Here is a 23392-nt window from a genome sequence, read left to right as displayed (position 1 = left end):
TCTTCTCCTCCTACACCCAATCCAAAATCTGAATCTTGTTTTTTTCAGTCCAAACGCCGACATCCCCTGTCGGATAGAGGTATTCGCCAGTTTGATGTTTGAATGGATGCGGAATTTTATGCGTCTCCATCCAATCGGCAAGCTCTCCACAAAGTGCCTTGATATCCTTTGCACCGATAAAAATATCTCCAGGAAATCCTACCGGCATGAGCTGATGCTCTTCGCTCAGAACATAGATTTCCGTCTCACACGAAGGATCATGAATAACTGAATAGACCTCTTCTTGATCTGGGTACAGCACGCTGACTTGTGCATTTTTCGCCCAATCGGTGATCATCCGCTCTTTTTCTTTATTTGTCACGATCGTGAAGGAAGAGAGTGGTGTCTCCACTTGTTCTGTCATGGCTTCAAGTGTATGGACCAGCTGCTGCATCAGCGATTGTATTTGTTTTTCTTTATATTGATTGAAGCGGTATGTGACCCGAAGCTCCAGCGTATCTCCCGGGACAGCCACAAGGGTCAGGTCATAGTTGGTTTCTTCATGACTAGCTATGTCTAAGATCCGTACACCATACGGCTCTACAGATTCAATCGGGTAGTTTTCAAACACGACAATGCTGTTAAACAATGATTCTCCATTCGAAATTTGGGTCATCTGCTGAATATCTGGGAGTACGGTATACTCGAATTCTCGCATGTGAAAAACCGTTTCCTGCGTCTGCGTAAGCAGTTCGGCAATGGTCCTGTCTGGTGTGATCGGCAAACGAAGCGGCAAGGTGTTAATAAAGAGCCCTGTCATGCTTTCAACCTCTGGTAAGTCCGCCGGCCGGCCAGATACTGTGACACCGAACACGACATCCTCTGAGCCTGAATGAAGGTGCAAGAGCAGACCCCATGCCGCCTGAATCAGTGTGCTCATCGTGACCTTCTGTGTCCCTGTCATTTTCTCCAGCTTCTGCTGCATTTCAGGCGTCAGTTTGATACTAATTTGATCAATACCTGCTCCTTCATCCGAAGCTTGCTCTCCGTTTCCTGGAAGTGGTGTGGCTTCCTCTACTCCTGACATATAATGTTTCCAGAACTCTTGTGCCTTCTCTTGATCCTGCTTTTGCAGCCACTCAATAAAATCTTTGTATGGACGCACAGCAGGAAGGTTCATCTCTCGTTCATCCACAAGCGAGCGATACATTGAAAAGGATTCCTCAATCAAGCCGAACAGGCTCCAGCCATCAATTAAAATATGATGAAAGCTAAAAACAAACGTGCAAGTTTTCTCGTCACGATGGAACAAAGCGATACGAATGAGCGGTTCAGCCGTATTTTCCAAATCAAAATCCTTTGAACGATCGGATTGTAAATAACGCTCAATAGTTTTCTTCTGATCCATTTCACTCAGGTGGCGCACATCGTGCTGAGTGAGGTGAATGCTTCCTTCTGATTGAATCAATTGGACAGGCTCCTTTAGCCCCTCCCAAGCAAATCTTGTCCGTAAAATCGAATGACGTTCCACAAGCAGATTCCATGCTTTTTCATAGGCTTCGCCGTCCGTTAAGCCTTCGAGTGTCATATGCACCTGACCAAAATACGCCTGTGATGCTTGATCTAACAGTGCATGAAACAGCATCCCTTGCTGCATCGGAGATAATGGATACACATCTACCACATTGTCTGGAAGCTCATCTATTTGCTTTTGCGTCAGCTGGACCATTGGAAAATCAGATGGCGTAAAGCCGCCTTTTGCCTCTACACAATGCGTCAAAATGCCCTCCATTTTTTCTTTAAATCGTTCAGGTAACTGACGCACCTCTTCCTCCTGAAGCAGTTCACGATTGATCATAAAATTCATCTGAAGCTGACCACTGACAACGTATCCGTACACATCGATCAAATGCTGTCTTTCTGCTTTTGGGTCATGTACATGTCCATTTCGTTCATCTGCTATATACAGATTTGCCTCACCATCTATTTGATCTAATTGTCCAAGGTAATTAAAGCTCACCTGCGGCGCTGCCGTTTTAAGTAAACGTGATGCGGTCATGTATTGAAGTAAGCCATAGCCGATCCCCTTTTGCGGCACAGCTCTTAAGGTTTCTTTGACATCTTTAATTTGTCTCTCAACATCGGTTTGAATAAAAGGAATAAAAATAGGATAAGAGCTTGTAAACCAGCCGACTGTCCGTGACAAATCCATCTGTTCAAATAAATCCTCGCGTCCATGCCCTTCTAACGTAATCAGTAGTGGCTTTCCAACAGCTTGCGCAAGTGCTGACAGGAGTAAATCGTTGACCTCTGTTCGGTACGCTTGTGATGCGTGCCTTAGTAAAATGTCTGTTTGATCCTTCGTCAATTGAACAGTCAGGATCTCTGCATGTTCTTCTATATTGAAAAGCGCAGGTGGTTGAAAAGGCGAACCTTCTTCCTCTTGATTCATGATCTTTTCCCAAAAAGGAACCTGCTCTTGTAATTGATCGGTTTGTGCATATTCATAGAGTGCCTCTGCCCACTGTTGATAGGAAGCGGTTTTCTTTGCAAGCGTGATCTCCTGCCCTGCCGCAGCCTGCTTTAACCCATTTAATACATCTTCCTGTATGATGCGCCACGATATTCCATCCATCACAAGATGGTGGGCTGCGATAAAGAGTTCAGACGTACGATCACTTGTCTGAAAAAGAATGGCTTTGATCACTTCTCCCCGCTCTAATGACAATGTTCCTTGACGAGCGCTTGTCTCCATGCGGATTTGCTCTAGTGCTTCCTCGTGAGAAACATCCGTCAAATCAAAGAAAGTGACACAAGGAATGATGCCAGGCGCACGAACGGTTTGAATCCATGTACCGTCTGCTGCTTTTGTATAAATAGCTCTCAGCATATCGTGATGATCGACAAGCTTTGAAAGAACTTGTGTTAACTGCTCGGGTTGTATCGATTGCTTGAATTCAATATGCGCTGATAGATTCCAATAATCTTGGTTTGTCATCGATTGTTCAAGGAACCAAGATTGGATTGGAAGCAGACGAACATTTCCTGTAACAGGTGATTGATCATAGGACACAGATACATCTGCTTTTTTCATAGCGCGTGCCAGCTGTGAAATGGTCTGTTTTTCAAATACATCTCTCGGCTGTATGATGTAGCCTTCCTGTGCTAGGCGTGCCACCATTTGTATGACAATAATAGAATCTCCGCCAAGCTCAAAGTAGTTATCATGAACACCGATTGAAGGAGTGCCAAGAAGCTGAGTCCACACCTTTTCCAGCACCCGTTCTCCCTCACTGAGTGCCTGATCTGCTGGTTTGTCTGCTTCTTCCTGTCTCCACACTGGCGGCGGGAGATGCTTTTGATCTACCTTGCCGTTTGGCGTGAGCGGCAGTTCCTCGAGCTCTATGAATAGGCTCGGTACCATATAATCTGGCAGTCTATCTTTTAACTTGCGTCGAAGGTCTTGCTGAGTCCATTCACCTTTTTGGACAAAGTAACCGATCAGGCGCTTATGACCACTCTCGTGCTGATGCGGAATAACCGCACATTCTACGATGTCTTCAACACTCAGCATAGCGGCTTCAATTTCTCCGCATTCGACGCGATGTCCGCGTATTTTCACTTGATGATCCATTCTTCCAAGGCAGTCGATGATGCCATTTGGGAGCCAGCGGCCCATATCACCTGTTTTATATAAACGCTCTCCTTTATGGAAAGGATGCGGGATAAATGATTGCGATGTTTTTTCTTCATCTCCAAGGTAGCCGAGTGCCAGCCCTGTTCCGCCAACGTAGATTTCTCCAATGACACCCTGCGGAACCGGCTGCAGCTGGTCGTCTAATACATAGGCTTGTGAATAAGCAATTGGCTGACCGATAGGAACGGTCGTCTGCCCTTCGTCTAATGAACGAATGTGATGCACACAGGAGAACGTCGTATTCTCAGTTGGTCCATAGCCGTTTAAAAGCCCTTCCGGTAAATACGGCAGTGCCTTGCGGATATGAGCAGCTGAGAGCGCATCACCACCGACCAATAATGCATCGAATCCAGATAAAGCTTCTGGATGTTCTTCTGTCAATCGGTTGAACAGCGGCACCGTCAGAAATCCTGTTGTGATCTTGTATGATGTCAGTGTATCAGCCAGTGTATCCATTGATAAAACTGTATTTCGATCGGTCAGGATCAGTCTTCCCCCGTTTAGCAGGGCTCCCCATATTTCATACGTAAAGGCATCAAAGGAGAAGCTAGCGATTTGTAAAATACGTGTATGTTCATCAAGGGTGACATAATCTGTTTCACACACAAGCCGGATGACTGCTTGATGCGGGATCAATACCCCTTTTGGCTGTCCAGTTGATCCTGAGGTGTAATTGATATAAGCGAGTCCATCAGGTTTTAAGGCAGCAGGTATGAGTTCTGCTTCTGATAAAAATTCTTCATATCCTTCATCAAGACAAATGAGTTCGGTTTGACTGATGGACACCTTTTTCAGCCATTTATTTTTTGTCAGTAACAGCTGAATACCTGTATCCCTCAGCATATAATCAATGCGGGCATCTGGATATTCAGGATCAATTGGCACATAGGCGCCTCCTGCTTTCACAATCGCCAGCACCCCAAGAATCATTTCAGGCGACCTGTCGATGAGCAGCCCTACTGGTTCATGCGGCGTCACACCTCGCTGCTGCAGAGAAGCCGCAAGCCGGTCGACTTTCTCTTGTAACACACGATACGTCCACTGCTCTTCCCCGAATTCGAGAGCGATGGCATCGGGTGACTTTCTCACCTGCGCTTCAAACCGTTCAGTGATGAGAAGCGGGCCTGCAGGCTGATCTGTTTTGCCGCTCCATTCATAGAGCAGCTGATGCTTCTCTTTTTCTGGCAGGTAATTCATTAGTCTAATCGGCTGTGCTGGATTTTCACAAATACGCTCAAGCAGCTGCTCGTAGTACCGAAGGAACCGGTCCATCGTATCGTCAGAAAATAAGTCCACATCATACTCCAGTTTTAGTTGAAGACCCTCCGCTCCTTCAAAAACAAACAGGGATAGATCGAATTTGGCGGTATCGTTATCTTCAATGGCTAAAACAGATGTCGCCTCCCCCATCGGAGAAGCCTCAAGAGGAAGATTTTGCAAAACGAACATGACCTGAAACAGCGGCTGTTTGCCAGCCTCACGTACAATATTCAGCTCATCTACGACCATCTCAAACGGCACATCCTGATGCGCATAAGCGCCCATTGTTGTTTCTTTCACCCGTTCTAATAGGTCAGTGAAAGCAGGATTCCCGCTATGATCGATCCGAAGTGCCAGCGTATTGACGAAAAATCCGATGAGATGCTCCATCTCCGTCCGATTTCTCCCAGCAATGACTGACCCAATCACAAACTCATCCTGTGAAGACAAACGGTGCAGCAAGGTAGAAAAGGCAGTCAGTAACGTCATATAAAGGGTGCTGTCTGTTTTTTTAGAAAGAGCTGCCAGCTGCTCAGACAGCGACTGCGACAGGTGGTATTTTTCCGTTTTTCCCTTGTAGGATTGAACGGCTGGCCGCGGGTAGTCATACGGCAAAACCAAATCTTCTACAGGGACAGCAAATTGCTCCTTCCAATAGGAAACCTGCTTTTGGAGCGTCTCTCCAGTCAAATACTCCTTCTGCCATAGGGCGTAATCCGCATATTGTATTGGCAGCGGCGAAAGATCAGGCTCTCTCTTGTCAATCATCGCTGTATACCATTCAGACAGCTCTCTTGCGGCAATCCCAACAGACCAGCCATCTGACACAATGTGGTGAATGGACATTAGCAGCAAATGATCTGTGTCCGACAACCGAATCAGTTTTACCCGAAAGAGCGGATCATGCTCTAAGCGGAAAGCTGTGCTTGCCTCTCTTTTTGCCCACTCAGCCGCTTTTTGTTCTTTTTCTTCCTGTGACGTCAGATCTGATAGATCCACCACTTCAAGCTCTTGAAGGGTCATATGCTCATGGATGATCTGCACCGGTTCATCGCCGCTCATGGTAAAGGAAGTTCTAAGCGCCTCATGCCTTTGCACCATTTGCTGAAGACTGCGCCGAAGCACCTTCACATCTAAAGATCCATTCATCCGAAAGGAAATTGTATTATTGTAAAATGGCAGATCAGGCTGTAATTGATAGAGAAACCACTGTCTTTGCTGGGCATAGGACATCGGAATCTTCTGGCCCTTTGCCATTTTCCGCACCTGTACCGCTTCATCCACTTTTGCATGCGAATCGATCCATGCCGCTAATTCCCCAAGTCTCGTATGCTCAAAAAGAACAGCGAGAGGCACATCAAACCCCATTTTTTGTCTCACCGCAGACAGCATTTGCGTTGCCTTGAGCGAATGACCCCCGAGTAGAAAGAAATGATCACCACAGCTGACATTTGAGACATCAAGCAGCTCGGACCAAATGCTTGCCAAAAGTTTCTCCGTCTCCGTTTGAGGCGCTCTGTCCTCGGCTTCCTGTCCACTATCCTCAATGAGTGCTTTGAAATGCGCTTCATCCGGCATGCCATCCTCTGATTCTTTCCAATATTCCTCAGGAAATAGATGGACGGAATATTCACCAGATAGATGAGACTGCAAAGACGTATAAATGGACTGATACAGCCGTTCTTCAATGGTTTTTGTTTTGTCGGTTTTGAAAAAGACATACACGGCTTTCTCTGTTCGGCTCTTCGCATGAAGCATCTCTTGAATGTCCTGCTTCGACCGATCTAATCCCATATAAATGAGAGGTGCATCTGTCATCAAACATGCCAGCATCGTCTGCAAGCCCGCCCGCTTCGGAATCGGAAGATAGCCTCTTTCTTTTAACATGCCTTTGATCATCGAACCCTCGCTCATGCCGATCTCATCCCACATGCTAAAGCTAAAGCAGTACGGCTTCACGGTAGATGTCAGCCTCTGATAATGAGCAAATTGTTCAACGAACTCATTGGCAGCGCAATAAGCGCCTACGGTCATCCCGCCCTTTAACGTTCGAGCTGATGAGCTAGAAAGAAATAAGACATTATGCCGTTTAGAAGCCGCTTCATGAAGCGCAATCGTGCCATATACCTTTGCTTCGTACATCGCATGTAAGGACGCAGACGTCATGTCCGCAAGCAGCTCTTCTTGAATGATGCCAGCGAAATGAATCACACCATGCAGCCTTTTTCCATGAGCCACCTCTTGTCTCGAGATAAGGGCTTCAAGGGCTTTTGCATTCGTCAAGTCCACTTCTTCATAATGAACAGTGCCGCCGCGTTTTTCCGCTTGTTTCTCAAGTGAGGTCAATACGTCTTGCTGCTCCGCACTTAAAGCTTCTCGTGCCTTTCTTCCAAGCAGCACAAGATGCGCGTGATAGGATGTTAGAAGATGTTCACTTAGCATCCGTCCTATTCCGCCAAGCCCGCCTGTCATCACGTAAAGCCCCGATGATTCAAATGGCGGTTTTTTCCTCTTTTGCTCTCTTTCCAGATGAAGCGGCGCTATAAGAGGAATATAACGAACACCTTCACGATAAGCAGCGACATGCTGACTTGTGCCATGGATGAGCTCTGTCATGATCGCCGATACATGAGAATGACCAACCGATTCTGTGAGAGAAAAATCAAGACATCGCACCTTGATAAACGGCCATTCATGCTGAACAGCTGTCATCAATCCCGCTGTTGTTGCTTTTTCCACATGATGTACTTTGTCTTCTGGCAAATTCATCGCATGAGCGGAGACAAAGGTCATCTCTACAGATTCCTCATAGGCGGCGATCGCTTTTGTTACATACAATGCACTCATGCTGCCAGCTTTCTGTGCTTCCTTCGCTATTTCCGCCTGTAATGTGTCTTTCTTGTTTGTGTAGTTCCAAAGGTGAATGATTTGTTTCACCGAAACGCCATACGAACGGAGCGTCTCAAAGAGTTGTTCGTAGTCTGACGGCCGATTCGGGTGGATGATGAAGTGAGTGGGTGTGAGTTGTGTGAATGCTTGACCCGGTTCAACCGTGATATAGGTTTGTTCATGGTTTGAGAGGAATTTCAATTGATCTGCCAGCCCTAACTCATCTGCAAAGATCACCATGTCCCCTTCTGTTTGCTTTTCCGTTTCATGAAGCGGAGCGGGTGTCCACTTCTTTTGATAACTCCAATCAGGCAAGGTGTGTTCATTTTCAAGTCTGATGTCCAGTTCCTTGATGATTTCGTCAAATTCACCTTCCTGCCACCTTGTCTTGAGCTGTGCCCTTTCTATTTTTCCAGAGCTTGTTTTCGGAAAGGCATGCTTCTGGACAGGAATAATCCTTGATGCATAAAGACCCATTTTTGTCGCAATATGGGTTTTAATGTGCTGGCTAGCCCTCATGATATAAGCAGGCTCATACAGCTTCGGTGTAAAAAAGAGAATCAGTTCATCGGATGCAGATGCCTCCATCCGAACGGAGCAAGCTGCCACAAAGCTTGTTTCTACGCCGGGTACTTCCTCTGCCATGGCTTCAATTTCATAGTTGTGATAATTTTTCCCGTTGATGATGATCATGTCTTTTTCTCTGCCAGTTAATGTCAGCCTTCCTTCATGCAGAAAACCTAAATCACCCGTGTGGAACCAGCCCTCTGTTTGAAAAACCTCTTGATTCGCTTCGTCATTCTTGTAATAGCCCTTCATTGTCGTCGGCCCTTTGATTTGCACGCTGCCGATATGATCTTCGGGAAGAAGCTCATGCTCATGGTTGACGATACGAATCGTGATACCCGGAATCGGTTTCCCGAGCTCTGTAAAGCTGACGGTTCCAGTTTCGCGTGCCTCTGCTGGTCTTAGCTGCTCTGTCAGCGATGTTTCCTCAAAGGTCAGTACCCCGCTGTTTTCATCTCCCCGCTCAATCGCAAAAGAGAAGACCACGGCTGATGAGATTTCTGACATGCCGAAAGCTGGTCTGATGACGTCTCCTTTTAAGCCGTGCGGAGCGAGCAGGTGTAAAAACCGGTGAATCGTCTTCGGTACGACTGCTTCTGCCCCATTGATCATACAAGTCATAGCAGAAAGATCCCACGATCCCGAAGAGATTTCTTTCTCATAATCATTGATCATCGCAAATGCGAAGTTAGGTGCCCATGTCTTCGTTGCACGATAGCGGTCTATCCAGTCAAGCCAGCGCAGCGGCTGAGCGATGAAGTCATCTGTTCTTGCTCGAATTTGCTCACAGCCTGTGTACACATTGACAAGATGGAACATGACAATGCCGCCAATATGATCTAATGGCATCCAGTCTAACGAGACATCCTCTTGTGTAAACCCATTGGCTGCCACTGTTCCTTTGACATTCGCCAGCACACTTCTATGAGAATGCTCTACGCATTTAGGCATCCCCGTACTTCCAGACGTTAAGATAAAAAAGACGGAATCATCGGGCGTGACTGGGTGTGCTTCTAGATCTCTTTCTAAAGTAAGCATTGGTTCAACGGCTGCCACACGTAATTGATCTGTATGCCACAGTAAAGCCAAGCCTTGCACCTCATCAATCAGCGAGTCATCCGTGAGAATGAGCGGATGCTCCAGCAGGTCCCAAGCGTGATGAAGCTTCTTCACTGAGGCATTCATTTCCCGATAGGTCGGGGCTGCCGACACAAGTGTTGGGACAAATCCGCCTAACACACATGCCCAAAAAGCCGTGACCATCGCATGATTCGATGAAAATTGAAAGAACACAGGATCTCCTGGCTCAAGCCCTAGTGCCCTTAAACCCGTCAACACCCGCTCGGCATCCTCCTTTAACTGCGCGTAGGATTGCGTGAGCTCGTTTTCACTATTGATGATATAAGTCAGCCCATTTGTTGTTTTGGCTGCCTCAGTTAGAGCGTCCTGCAAGGTTTGAGCTCCTGCACGAACATCTATATCCCCTCCATAGGAAATGGCTGGGGGCATGTCCGCTAAAGCAGGTGAAGCCATTTGCGTTTGTATCCATTCAGCTGCGGCCTCCTGCTCCATGTGTTGGTCTAGAAATAAATGAGAGAGGTGATATGGCCGTGGTCGAATGGTTTTTTCACGAGAAAAAACAGCGAAGCGTTCGATTTCGTTGGTTTGTAAAATGGTTTTCTGTACATCTTGTAAAATCGTATCCATTGATTCATGTACATTCGATTGGTTAATGGTTGATGGTTTCATATGAGTTCCTTCCCTTTTTTGTCAGGCAGGGCTGCCAGTGTGCACCCCTGCCTCATCTAAAGTTTACAAGACTGTTTCTCTATTTTTATGATGGACTATTTCTTTAATTAGCTGTGCATTTCGGGCGGCACATTCTTTGTTTTTGAACATGTCGGCGTGCTGACCATAGCCTTGAAATTGTCGATAAGCGCCGGTCGTTGCAGTTTCCCAATGTTCCATCCATTCTGGTATCGCAATGTGCTCTTCGGATTGGATAAAGTCAATGTTTGCTTGTATCTCTCCTTGGTTCACCCCCTTAACAAAAGTTTCATAGTAAGCCCTCGTTTTTTGAGCAAGCGCGTCTTGAATGAGCTCCGCTTGGGCAAGTTCACTTTGCTTCGACTGATGGACGATCGCTGCAATATCGTCATCAATGGATCGTCCTTCTAAATCACTTTCTCCTATTTTCTTATAGGAATCGATCATGATGACTTTTTCGACGGTCCGCCCTGCTTGTTCGAGCGATTGAACAAGCTCAAAGGCTAGGTAGCACCCGCCAGAGTAACCCATCAAAGTCAGCGGTCCTTCAGGCTGAAGGTGCTGGATATGTTGAACGTATTGCGTGATTCGGTGATCAGCTTCAATAAAGTCAAAGGCGATCAAACGAACACCATCGAGCGTTTTTGCGGCTTCCTGATAGATAAAGCCATAGCCTGGTAATGGGGGTAGAGCAAGGACTGTTGGCGTTTGAGATTCATTGAATACAAGATAGCCGGATGCTTCCTGATCCTGCTGTTGAATATAACGGCTGATTGCTTCAATGGTAGGCGTCTCAAACAGCAAGTGAATAGGCACCTGAACATCGAATTCCTTCGACATCTTGGATAAAAGCGACATCGCTTTTAATGAATGCCCGCCAAGCTCAAAGAAATGGTCATCTGTGCTGATATCTTCTCGTTCAAGCACTTCCCGCCACATCACAAGTAGCTTTTGTTCTACCTCATTTACCGGAAGCTTCACATGACGGTTTCCTTGAGGCAACGCTGGCTTTGGCAGCTGACGTTTATCAACCTTTCCATTTGGCGTAAGTGGTATTTTCTCAAGTCTGATCAGGTCATGAGGCTGCATGTAAGCCGGAAGTTTTTCCTTCAGCCCTGATTTGATCACATCCAGTTTATCCTTCCACTCCTCCTCACACGTCATATAGGCGAGCAGCCTTGTATGCTGCGTGTTATGCTGATCAGCTATAAGAGCCGCTTGTTTTACACCTGGATGCATGAGAAGGTGGGCTTCAATTTCTGACAGCTCAATTCGGTGACCGCGAATTTTCACCTGATCATCCACTCTGCCTGCATACTCAATCAAACCGTCCGTTCGAAAATAAGCCAAGTCTCCTGTACGATACAGCCTTTCTCCCGTAGCGAATGGATGCGCGATAAAGGCTTGTTTTGTCAGATCAGGACGATTCAAATACCCCTTCGCAAGCCCTTTGCCGCTCAGACAAAGCTCTCCGACCATTCCAATCGGCTGAAGCTGCCTGTGCTGACTCAATATATACGCACCCGTCTGGTTGAGCGGCTTTCCGATTGGAATCGAACGGGCTTCCATCGGCAGAGCCTCATCGACTGGATAATAAGTGGCGAATACTGTTGATTCGGTTGGGCCATAGACATTGATGAGTCTGCCTTTCCCCATGACAGCAAAGGCTTTCCTCACATGCTGTACCGATGCCCGCTCTCCTCCGAATAGCACCTTGCGCACACTACGCATCCAGTCGGTTTCTTCATCAACAAGGAGATTAAATAATGCCGTTGGAACAAACATGACAGAAATGTTTTCCCTTTTAATCAATCCCGTCAGCTCGCCCATGTTTAAAATGGTCTCTTTGTTCGGCAAGACAAGCTTCGCTCCGTTTAAAAGTGCGCCATACACATCAAATGTAAAGCCATCAAATACGCTGTTGGATAATGACAGCAGTGTATCTGTTTCTGAAATGGTTAAGTAGTTTGTATTTTTGACCACCCGGGCAATATTGGAATGGGTCGTCATGATGCCTTTTGGCTGACCTGTTGTACCAGACGTATACATGATGTAAGCCGTATCGTGTAAGCCTGCTTCAAGCGGCAGATTCTCTGAGCTCATCAGTGAAATTTCTTGATCATCTGCAAACAGATACTTTCCATCAAACGCAAGTCCCTTCACTTGACCGATAAAGGATGAGTGAGTCAGTAGATGCGTTGCCCCGCTGTCTTTAAGCATGTATTGAATGCGGCTTTCTGGATAATCGGGATCAATTGGCACATAGATTGCACCTGCTTTTAAGACAGCAAGTAGACTGACAATCAGTTCAGGCGTGCGGCCCGCTAAAATGGCGATGACCGTTTGATGCGTGACCCCATTTTTTTGCAAATGTCTTGCCAATCGGTTAGCTTGTTCATTCAGCTCCGCATATGTCATCGTGTGCTCACCTGCTGATAATGCGACCGCATTCGGTTGTTTGCGGACATTATGCTCAAACCATTTCGACAAATATAGCTGGTCATGCTCAAGCTCGGGCGCATTCCATTCCTCAAGAATCAGCTGCTTTTCCTGTTTCGTGACAAGTGTAAGTGTATGAACCGATTGATCAGGATGCTTGATCGCCTCGCTCATCAATAAACTCAGCTGCTCCTTTAACCGTTGAACAAATTGAGGATCAAATGCTTTTTTGTTAAAGGCCAGCTTCAATTGCAATTGTTCTCCTGGTGATGCCAGCAAATTGAGATCATAGTTCGATTTTTCATACACATTCATGTTTTCCACAGTAAATCCTAACCGCGCCTCTTGCTCGTCCTTCTTTGCGGCTGGGACATTTTCAAACACGACAATATGATCAATGAGTGGCTGATGACCTGTCTTTGCCTGAATATCATAAATCGGAATATATTGATGCGGCTCGGCTGCAAGAGACTGCTGCTGCGTTTCTGACAGAAGAGAACGGAATGTCATATCATCTGTCAGCTGAATTCTTCTTGGGATGACATTGATGAACAAGCCAACCATTCTGTCAACACCAGCTAAATCTGCCGGACGTCCCGACACAACCGTGCCAAACAGCACATCATTTGACCGCTGATATCTGCTCAGCAGAATTGACCAGACCGATTGCAGCACACTGCTTAACGTCGCATTTTGCTGGAACGCTAACTCTGATAAAGCAGCCGTTTCTGCCTTACTCATCGACCATTCCAATTCGCCTAATTCATGTTCATTCGTTTGCTTTCTCTGTTCTTTAAAGGTAGATTGCCCATCAAACCCGGCTAATGATTGCTGCCAATATTGAAGTGATGCTTGTTTATCTTGTTTTTCAAGCCATTGAATATATTCTTTGTACGGTTTAACCGGTTCCAGTTTGTAAGGGATGTCATGTAAAAGGGCATGATAAATCGCAAATAACTCCTGCACCACAAGCCCAAAGCACCAGCCATCAAGAAGGATATGATGATAGCTCCATATCCAGCGATAGCTGGCAGGGCCCGTTTGGAAAACTGTTGCCCGCATGAGAGCATCCTTCGAAAGGTCAAATCCTCTCAGACGATCCTGTTGTTTAAATGTCTCAAGACGTACAAGCTGTTCGTCTTCAGAAAGATTCTGCATGTCCACCACATCAAGCGTAAAAGGACGTTTCTTCAGCACAACTTGGACAGGGCGCTTCACTTTTTCGTGGAGAAATACGGTACGAAAAATATCGTACCGCTCCACGATGACATTCATGCTTTTCTCAAGTAAGTCATGACGCAGTGTTCCCTTTACGTTCATATCCATTTGCTCTACATAAAAGCCCTTTTCTTGGTGATGGAGGGTATGAAACAGCATGCCTTCTTGCATCGGTGACAAATAATACATGTCTTGAACTTGATCCCTTTTAAATGAACTCATCTATTTCATCCTCCCTTCCCGTTTTTATGTCTGATCTCATGTTGTTAGGTCAATTTCTCCTCAAGCATGTCAAATATATCGTCCATTTCATCCATTTCAAGGTCACCAGCAGAGAAATCACTTGGCGTAAATTCTCGTTCGTGCTGTGCTAAACAATGAGTCATGATGGATTGGATTTTTTCTTTTAGCAATGCCACGAACTGCTGTATCGTCTGTTCTTCATATTCATCTGTACAATAGGAACACGACAACATGAATCGATTGTGTTGAACAAGACCACTGAGATTCAGCTTATAGACAGCTTCTGAATCATGGCTTGCTTGTCGTCCCATATCATAGGCGGACGGTCCAAAGAGTTCAGTCGTCACTTCTTGATCAATCTGCCCCAGATAGTTCAAGCTGATTTCAGGTTGTACATGCTGTCCTGACGATTCAGTGGCTGTGAGGTATTTTAAAATCCCGTAGCCGATCCCTTTATTCGGGACACGCCGCAGCATCTCTTTCGTTCCTTTAATAGCCTCAGCTACGGTCTGATCCGGCTTTGCTTTCAGTACGACTGGGTACATACTCGTAAACCATCCAACCGTGCGGGAGACATCCAGCCCTGATAAAATATCCTCTCTTCCATGACCTTCAAGCTGCACATGTACATGGGATTCACCTGTCCACTCCTGAACGGCAAGACCGAGCGCACATAGAAGAATATCGTTCATTTCCGTTGTGTACGGTAGATGAATGTCTGTTAAAAGATGCTCGGTTTCAGACTCTGAAAGCTGCATCTGTACTGCTTTTGTTTGAGCAACTTTTCTTTTCATTACTTCATGATCAACAGGTAAAGTGGTCATTGGCGTCCTGTCAATCTCATTCCAGTACTCACTTTGGCTTTTTAACGGCTTGGACTGTGCGTATCGTTCGATCGCCTCTGCCCATTCTTTAAAGGAGTGGGTTTTAGGCGGTAGGACGAGCGTTTGTCCTTGGGCTGCCTGTTGATAAAGAGACATAAAGTCCTCTAGTAAAATTCGGCATGAGACCCCATCAATCACAAGATGGTGTGTCACGATAAGTAAGTGATCGCCATCTTTTGCACGGAAACAGATCACTTTCATGAGCGGACCTGTTTCGAGGTTCAGCTGACGCTGATACTCGTTGGCATAGGTGGAAATGGCTTTTTTCACGTCGTGCTCTTTAGAGACATCATGAGAAATAACCGCAATCGGTTCAGTGAGCTCCCGCTGATTGTATTGCAGGATGCCGCCATCCTCTTGCCTGTATACCATGCGCAGTGCATCATGATGTGAAAGTAATTTCTGCATCACTTGTTCTGTCATCAAAAGGTCAAATCCATTTGGCGCATGAAGCATCATCGAGAGATTCCAATGATGCTGGTCAGTGAATGTTCGTTCAAAGAACCAGCGTTGAATTGGAGTCAACATGACTTCCCCTTCAACCGATGATTGGTCGGCTGACAGTTGATCAGCTTCTTCGATATATGGACGGAGCTCGGCAATGGTTGGGTACTGGAATAGTAGTTTCATATCGAGCTTCCAGCCCGCTTGTGTGAGTCTGCTTGCCATTTGAATGCCTTTAATCGAGTCTCCGCCAAGGAAGAAGAAGTGATCGTGAATGCCGACTTGGCTGACGCCAAGCACGTCTTCCCAAATGCCGCATAGTAGTGTTTCGACTTCGTCTCTTGGGGCTTCGTATGCTGTTTGGTTCGCTTCCATATCAGGTGCTGGCAATGCTTTCAGATCGACCTTGCCATTTGCCGTCATCGGCAGTTGGTCAAGCTTAATGATCCATGAAGGCACCATATAGTCTGGCAACGTTCGTTTTAGACTTTCTTTTAGGTCGGTCGTTTCTTCATCTGTGATGACGTAAGCGGCAAGGGCATCCTGTTCGCTGGCATCTTTCACCGTTGTCACAACTGCTTCTTTGACTTCTGCCAGCGCAAGGAGCTGCGCCTCAATTTCTGACAGCTCAATCCGGAAGCCGCGGATGTTGACCTGATGGTCTTTTCTGCCGAGATAGATTAGCTCGCCATCCTCTGTCCATTTCACTAAGTCGCCTGTCAGGTACATACGCTCACCTGGATAAAATGGATCTGGGACAAAGCTTTTCTCTGTTTCCTCTGGAAGATTCCAGTACCCTCTTGCCAGTCCTTTTCCTGCGATCACAAGCTCACCCGGTACGCCTGGCGGCGAGAGGTCATATAACGAACCCATAATGTAAAAACGGGTATTGGCAATCGCTGTTCCGATCGGAAGCGTGCCTTGATCTGGATCGATGATCCCGCTTGTCGCCACGACGGTGTTTTCTGTCGGACCGTAGTTATTCACGAGTTGATATGGAACTGGTTTTACCTGTTTCAGCTTGTCTCCTCCTGTTAGTAAGTAACGCAAGGAGTGATTGTCCATCGACATAAACTGCTCGCATAGCTGAGTTGGCAGGAATGCAATGGTGATATTTTCGTCATTGAAATACGCATTGAGCTTGATCATATCGAGACGAATCGCTTCATCAATGATGTGCAGCTCTGCGCCGGCGATCCATGTCGGGAACATTTCCCAAATGGAAGCGTCAAAGCCAAAGCCGGCATATTTGGCGGTTCGGTCCGCGTTTGTCACTTGGAAGGCATCATTGTGCCAGAACGCAAGATTGACAAGAGAATGGTGCTCAACCATGACACCCTTCGGCTGTCCTGTCGTTCCAGATGTGTAAATCATATAGGCGAGATCTGTTGGTTTGACATGAACCTGAATTTCTTGCGCTTCGCCTTCTACGATATCTTCTATCAACAGGACATGACCTGCAAAGGAAGTTGGTGCAGTTAATCCTTTTTGCATGAGAAGCACCTCTGCCCCGCAGTCTTCCAGCATATAGGCAATACGCTGATCCGGATAATCCGCATCAATTGGAACGAATGCCGCACCTGCCTTGAGAACGCCAAGGACAGCTGCCGTCATGTCAAGGGACGGACGAGTGAGAATGCCGACGCGGTCACCTCGTTTTATACCGTTTGAAATGAGCCTTGAAGCGACTGTATTTGCCCGATTGTTCAGTTCCTCATACGTCCAGCTCGTTCCGCGGAAGGTCGCCGCTTTTTGATGAGGTGTCTGGTATGCCTTAGCCTCAATCAGTGCATGAACCGTTTGATCTGACGGTACATGTAGCACAGGGCCTGACCATTCATTGATCAGCTCTTGTTTTTCCTCTTCATTTAAAATCGAAAGCGATGAAATTGGTTCATTTAGCTTCGCCAGCATCTCGTCTATGATTTGTTCATAATATCGACTCCAACGCTGAATGGTCTTCTTTTTAAACAGCGCCGTTGCATATTCAAAGCGTAAGCCCACTTTGTTCTTTTCTTCGAATATACCGAGCGTTACATCAAATTTTGCATGAACTGTCTCTTGCTGTTTTTGCGAAAGCTTGAGTCCATTTAGTTTCGGTAACGTCATATCACGGTCATCCGTTGTCAGCATGACACTAAACAATGGGTTGCGGCTAGTGTCTTTCGGAAGATCTAACTGTGCTACCAATTCCTCAAACGGAAATTCTTGATGTTCATAGGCTGATAGACTTCGATCTTTCATTTTTTCAAGCAATTGTGCTGTGGTTTCCTCGAGCTGCACTTCATGTCGAAGAGCCAGTGTATTCACAAACATGCCTGGAACCCGTTCGATTGAAGCATGTGTACGTCCTGCTGTGACAGCGCCTATGACGATATCTGTCTGCCCAGTTAATTTGGAAAGGAAAATAGCAAATGCCGTTTGCATGACCATGTTCATGCTTACACCTTTTTCAGCCATGAGTGCTTTAATGGTCTGCACCTTCTCAGGAGATAACCATCTATCGACTCGGTCTCCTTCAAATGACTGGACATGAGGGCGCGGAAAATCAAGTGGCAGTGCCAAATCTTCAGGTGGCTCTGCGTATTGCTCCAGCCAATATTGACGCTGTTCCTGGAGCAGCGCTTGCTGCTTTTCTTCCTGCTGCCACACCGCATAATCCTTGTAGTGCAGCTGAACTGGCGGTAACGTCTTTTTCTCATACAGCTCTGCCAATTCTTGAATGAGCAGACTGCGTGTGACACCATCTGCGATGATATGGTGCATATCCATCATGAACACATATTTTTCTTCAGAAAACTTCGCCACCTTTGCCCTCATTAATGGTGCTTGATGTAATGAGAATGGGGTGATGAATGCGTCTATGACAGGTTGCTCATGACCTTTCTCTACTTCAACAACCTCTAACGTAAACGGCACTCGGCGATACACTTTTTGAACGGGTACGCCGTCAATTTCTACAAAGGCTGTCCGCAATGATTCATGTCGTTCGATCAAGGCTTGCAGCGCTTCTTCTAGCTGCTTTACATCTAGACTGCCTTCCATCATCAATACGGCAGGCATATGGTAAGTCACTGCTTCTGGATGCAGCTGCTGCAACACATACATCCGCTTTTGAGCAGAAGAGACAGGATAGAAATCTTGCTTCTCCGCCGGCTGAATGGATGTCATGTCCGAGGAACCCACTTCTTCTAAATAAGCTGCCATAGCGCGTATCGTTGGCTTTTCAAAAAGGACTTTGAGCGGCACATGCTTGTTCAGCTTGGCTTGCATTTTTGAAATGAGCACCATGCCTTTGAGGGAATGACCTCCCAATTCAAAGAAGTGATCATGCACACCTATTTGTTCAACCGCAAGTACTTCTGACCAAATATCGCAAAGCGTCTGCTCAAGTGCCGTGTCTGGTGCTACATGGACCGCGCGCTTCATATGCACCTCGTGCGGAAGCGGCAGAGACTTCGCATCTACCTTTCCGTTTTGCGCGAGCGGGATGTGGTCGACTTTGACAAAGTACGTTGGGATCATATAATCCGGCAGTGTCTCCGCAAGCTTTTCTCTAAACGTCAGTGTTCCAATCGGTTCAGGCGACGTGTAATAAAGTGCAAGCTCTGGTAAACGGGACATATGAAGTACTTTGACATACACCTCTTGAATGGATAATCGTGCACGTGCGGCATGCTCAATTTCCTGCTTCTCAATACGATAGCCGCGGATTTTCACCTGATCATCTATTCTTCCGAGAAATTCAATGTCTCCATTTGCCTGCTGTCTGACCAAATCTCCTGTACGATACATCCGCTCTTCAGAAAAATACGGATTTTCTAGAAAACGCTCTGCCGTTAATTCAGGCTGATTCAAATACCCTCTCGATACGCCTTCCCCTGATATATAAAGCTCTCCAGGTGCGCCATAAGGGACGAGGCGCTGCTGACGATTAAGTACGAGCGCTCTTGTATGAGCAATTGGCTGCCCGATCACAGAGCGATCCTTGAGTGTGCCTAGCTCTTGCTTTGTGATCAGCTTGGTCACAGTTCCAATGGTTGTCTCTGTCGGGCCGTAGTGGTTCATCACAGCCACACATGGATGCTGCTCCATAAATGTCTCAACGTCCTCAGAGACAATCGGTTCTCCTCCAAGTATGACAAGGCGTAAAGCGTTAAATGCATGATCCTTCGAATCTGCCATCATATGAAATAAGGATGGTGTCATTTTGATATAAGTCAGCTCTTGTTCATCAATTAAACGCATGAGTCGTACCGGGTCTGTATACACATCTTCACGAGGCACATACAGGGTTCCTCCTGCCTTTAAGACAGGGAAAATGCTTGTGTAACCAAGATCATATGCATAAGAAGAAAGAAGTGCCGTCCGATCGCATTCTTGCAATGTCACCTCATTTGTCAGCCAGTTAACGTAGTGTGATAGATTACGATGCGTGAGCTGAACACCCTTCGGTTTTCCTGTTGTCCCAGATGTGTAAATCACATACGAAAGTTGATTGGCTGATGCTTCCGGTAAATCTAACATGCGGCTTTGAAGTACTGCTTTTTCAACCTGCACGACCTGAATCGACTTGTGATGTTGATAGGACCCTGCAAGAGACTCATTTGTTACGATCACTTGTGCACCTGAATCTTCTAACGTGTAATTGATACGTTCCGCAGGGAAGGCCGGATCAATTGGCACAAATGCACCTCCTGCTTTCATCACACCAAGCATTGAAACGATGACATAGACAGAGCGATCAAGAATCAGCGCTACAGTCTTTTCTTCCTCGACGCCGCGTATCTTCAGTTCACTGCCAAGCGCATTTGACATGTCTTCCAGCTCGCCGTAAGTGAGCTTCCGTTGATCATCCATCACCGCAATGGCATCTGGTGTTTCCTTTGCCTGACGTGAAAATTGGACGTGGAAAGGCTCATGATGATTTGTTTGCACTTCGTCTTTTTTCTCCAACCGCTCTATTTGCTCATGCTGTTCAAGAATAGGGAGCAAGCCGATCTGTTCCTCCGGGTGTTGGACCGCTTCATGAATAATCGCCAGAAGATGCGTTCCGAATCTGCGGACCGTCTCTTCTTTAAATAACGCCGCTGCATAGTCAAAGCTCAGCTTTAATGCTCCCTCTCGTTCAAATGCTTCTAGAGACAAATCAAATTTGACTGAGTGATGCTGTATGGCATAAGGCGAAATGTGCAGGTCGCCGAGCTTTAGCGCGGGAACCTCCATGTTCTGCATGTTAAATGACACGCTAAAGAGCGGGCTTCGGGTTGTATCACGATCTAACGGAAGACGTGCAATTAACTCTTCAAGCGGATAGCTTTGATGAGCAAAAGCATCAACACTCGTTTCTTTTATTTCTTCAAGCAGCTGTAAAAATGTTTTCGTTTGCTCTGGTTTTCCGCGCATCGCAACGGTGTTGATAAACATCCCTGGCATGTCCTGTATATCAGGATGTGTCCGTCCTGCAACAGGGGAACCAACGATGATATCTTCCTGACCGCTATAGGTGGCAAGCAGCACCTGAAAAGCAGATAACAAGAACATGTACATGGTCGTATCTGTTTTCTGAAGCAGGTCATGAATCCGCTGAGTCGTCGCTTGATCACAGCCAAACATGAATCGTTCTCCTGAAAAATCACGTTCCGCTGGACGCGAATAATCCGTTGGCAGCTCTAATACTGGCAAGTCTCCTTCGAATTGCTTCAGCCAATAGGCTTCATGCTCCTTCTGTTTCTCCGTCTCTTCTTCACTTAACTGCCAGACAGCGTAATCTTTATAATGAATGGTTCTTTCTGCAAGAGCTTCGCCATCATAGGCCTTCGCCAAATCTTGTATGAACGTCTTCATGGAGCTGCCATCTGTAATGAGATGATGTGCTTCCAAGACGAGAAGATGACGGTTTTCACTGACCTTCAACAACTGGGCTCGTAATAAAGGCGCAGCTGTTAAATCAAATGGTGATTGATGTTCAGAAAGAAATGCCTCCGCCTCTTCTTCCTTGATATCATGAACAGGAAGGTCAAATCCCGTCCATTCATTCACTCTTTGAACAATATCTTCTCCATTCATATGAAAACTCGTTCTTAGGATTTCGTGCGTTTGGATCAACTGATCGAACGCCGATTTGAGCCGCTGATATTCGAGCGTTCCTTCAAGCGTTAAGACGATTGGAATATGATAATTCGTGCTGTTTGGTTCAAGTGTCTGCAAAATGTATAAACGGCGCTGAGCTGGTGATACCGGATACTCGTCCGCCTGCTCTGCTGGTAAAATCGGATGCCCCATTTCTTCTTGACCATCCTGATCGATATATGCCGCTAATGAACGAATCGTCGGCTTCTCAAAAATCACTTGAATCGGCATTTCCTTTTGAAGCACCTCTTGAATCTTCGCAGACATCATCATCGCTTTAAGAGAGTGCCCGCCAGCCATGAAGAAATGTTCATCTACTCCTACCGTTTTTACAAGAAGCTCCTCCCAAATTTGAGCGAGTGCCTTTTCTGTCTCTGTCTCAGGCTGAATGATTTCCTTTTTCTCCTGATACGCTTCGTCCGGGTCCGGCTTTGGTAAAGCTTTTCGATCTACCTTGCCGTTCGATGTGAGCATAAAAGCATCCAGCTTCATCACATGGTGCGGCACCATATAAGCTGGGAGCTCTTGATTAAATAAATCTCGCACTTCTTCTTCTGTCATTGTCCCTGTGAAGTAAGCAGTGATTTCCTTTTCATCTGAGGAAAACGAATGGACAAGCACAACCGCATCATCTATGCCCGCTTTTTGCTGAAGCACTGATTCAATTTCACCAAGCTCAATACGGAAGCCTCGAATTTTCACCTGATCATCTGTCCGGCCGAGGAATTCGATTTGGCCATCCGCGCCATACCGAGCCAAATCCCCTGTTCGATACAAACGGCCTGACGGCTTAAAAGGATTTGCCATGAATACTTGATTGGTCAAATCTGGACGATGGAGATACCCTCTTGCGACACCATCCCCGCCAACATACAGCTCTCCTGGCGCTCCAATTGGCTGCAATCGTTGATCATCATCTAAAATATAAGCCGACGAATGGTTAATCGGCTGGCCAATTGGAATTGGACCCGTTTCATCTCCTCTTACTTCGTAAATGGTCGAGATGGTTGTATTTTCTGTTGGACCATAGGCATTCAGCAAAACAAGTGCTGGATGATGCTGTTTCACAAGCTCCGCACTCTTCACATTGATCACGTCACCGCCTGTAATTAATGTGGTTAATCCTTTGAACATTTGTGGCCGCTGCTGAGCGAGCTGATTAAATAATCCAGTCGTTAAAAAGAGCGTCGTGATCTGATGTGTTTGGATAAATTGTTCAAATCGATGAATATCCAATAAAGTATCGCGGTCAACAGGATACAGCGTCGCCCCACCCAGCAGCGTGGTAAAGATTTCAAAGGTAATGGCGTCAAAGCTGACGGCCCCTGTATGAGCCATACGATCCGACTTATTCAAGCCTAATTTCTCCTGAGAGCAAGCCAATCTCACAATATGCTGATGCTCAACTTGAACCCCTTTTGGCTGTCCAGTTGATCCCGATGTATACATGATATACGCCAAGTGAGATGGAGACGTCCTGACTGATACATCCATGTGTGATTGATGAGGCTTACTCGTCACATGTACAGCCTTGATCTGTTCATCAACTGGCGGCTGACTATCAGCATGAAGCAAAATGGATGCGCCACTGTCCTCAAGCATAAATCGGATTCTTTCTTCAGGCTGCGAAGGATCAATCGGCACATAAGCTGCCCCTGCGTGCAGAACTGCTAAAATGGCAATCACCGCATCAGCTGATCGGTTCATATACACTGCAACAGCATCTCCTGGCTGTACGCCTTTCTCAATAAGACTGCCAGCTAAACGACTGATTTCTTGTCCGAGCTCCTCGTACGTGAATGTTTGATCGCCTTCAACTAATGCCAGATGGTCAGGCTGCGCCTTCACACGTTCATTGAGCAGCTCAGGAATA

Annotated in this window: 3 protein-coding genes and 1 pseudogene; all 4 read right to left on the bottom strand. The window is 46.4% G+C overall.

What is annotated here, in order from left to right; all coding sequences use genetic code 11:
- Positions 1–10 precede the first annotated feature (10 nt).
- Complete coding sequence (locus MHB79_RS01960; protein ID WP_340988805.1) at positions 11–10141, bottom strand: non-ribosomal peptide synthetase; 10131 nt, start codon at positions 10139–10141, stop codon at positions 11–13.
- A 63-nt stretch (positions 10142–10204) separates the two neighbouring features.
- A complete protein-coding gene (locus MHB79_RS01955; RefSeq protein ID WP_340988804.1) occupies positions 10205–14038 on the bottom strand; it encodes a non-ribosomal peptide synthetase in 3834 nt (1277 codons plus the stop codon).
- Between the two features lie 44 nt (positions 14039–14082).
- On the bottom strand, positions 14083–21993 hold the full coding sequence (locus MHB79_RS01950) for an amino acid adenylation domain-containing protein (protein WP_445661260.1): 7911 nt from the start codon (positions 21991–21993) through the stop codon (positions 14083–14085).
- A gap of 21 nt (positions 21994–22014) precedes the next feature.
- Positions 22015–23319 (bottom strand): annotated as a pseudogene (locus MHB79_RS18995) (amino acid adenylation domain-containing protein); the annotation flags it as partial.
- Positions 23320–23392: the final 73 nt, after the last annotated feature.

The organism is Bacillus sp. FSL M7-0558 (assembly GCF_038003245.1).
GTDB classification, from domain to species: Bacteria; Bacillota; Bacilli; order Bacillales; family Bacillaceae; genus Bacillus; species Bacillus pumilus.
The sequence above is the reverse complement of the archived record's forward strand: the minus strand, read 5'-3'. Positions and strand labels throughout refer to the sequence as shown.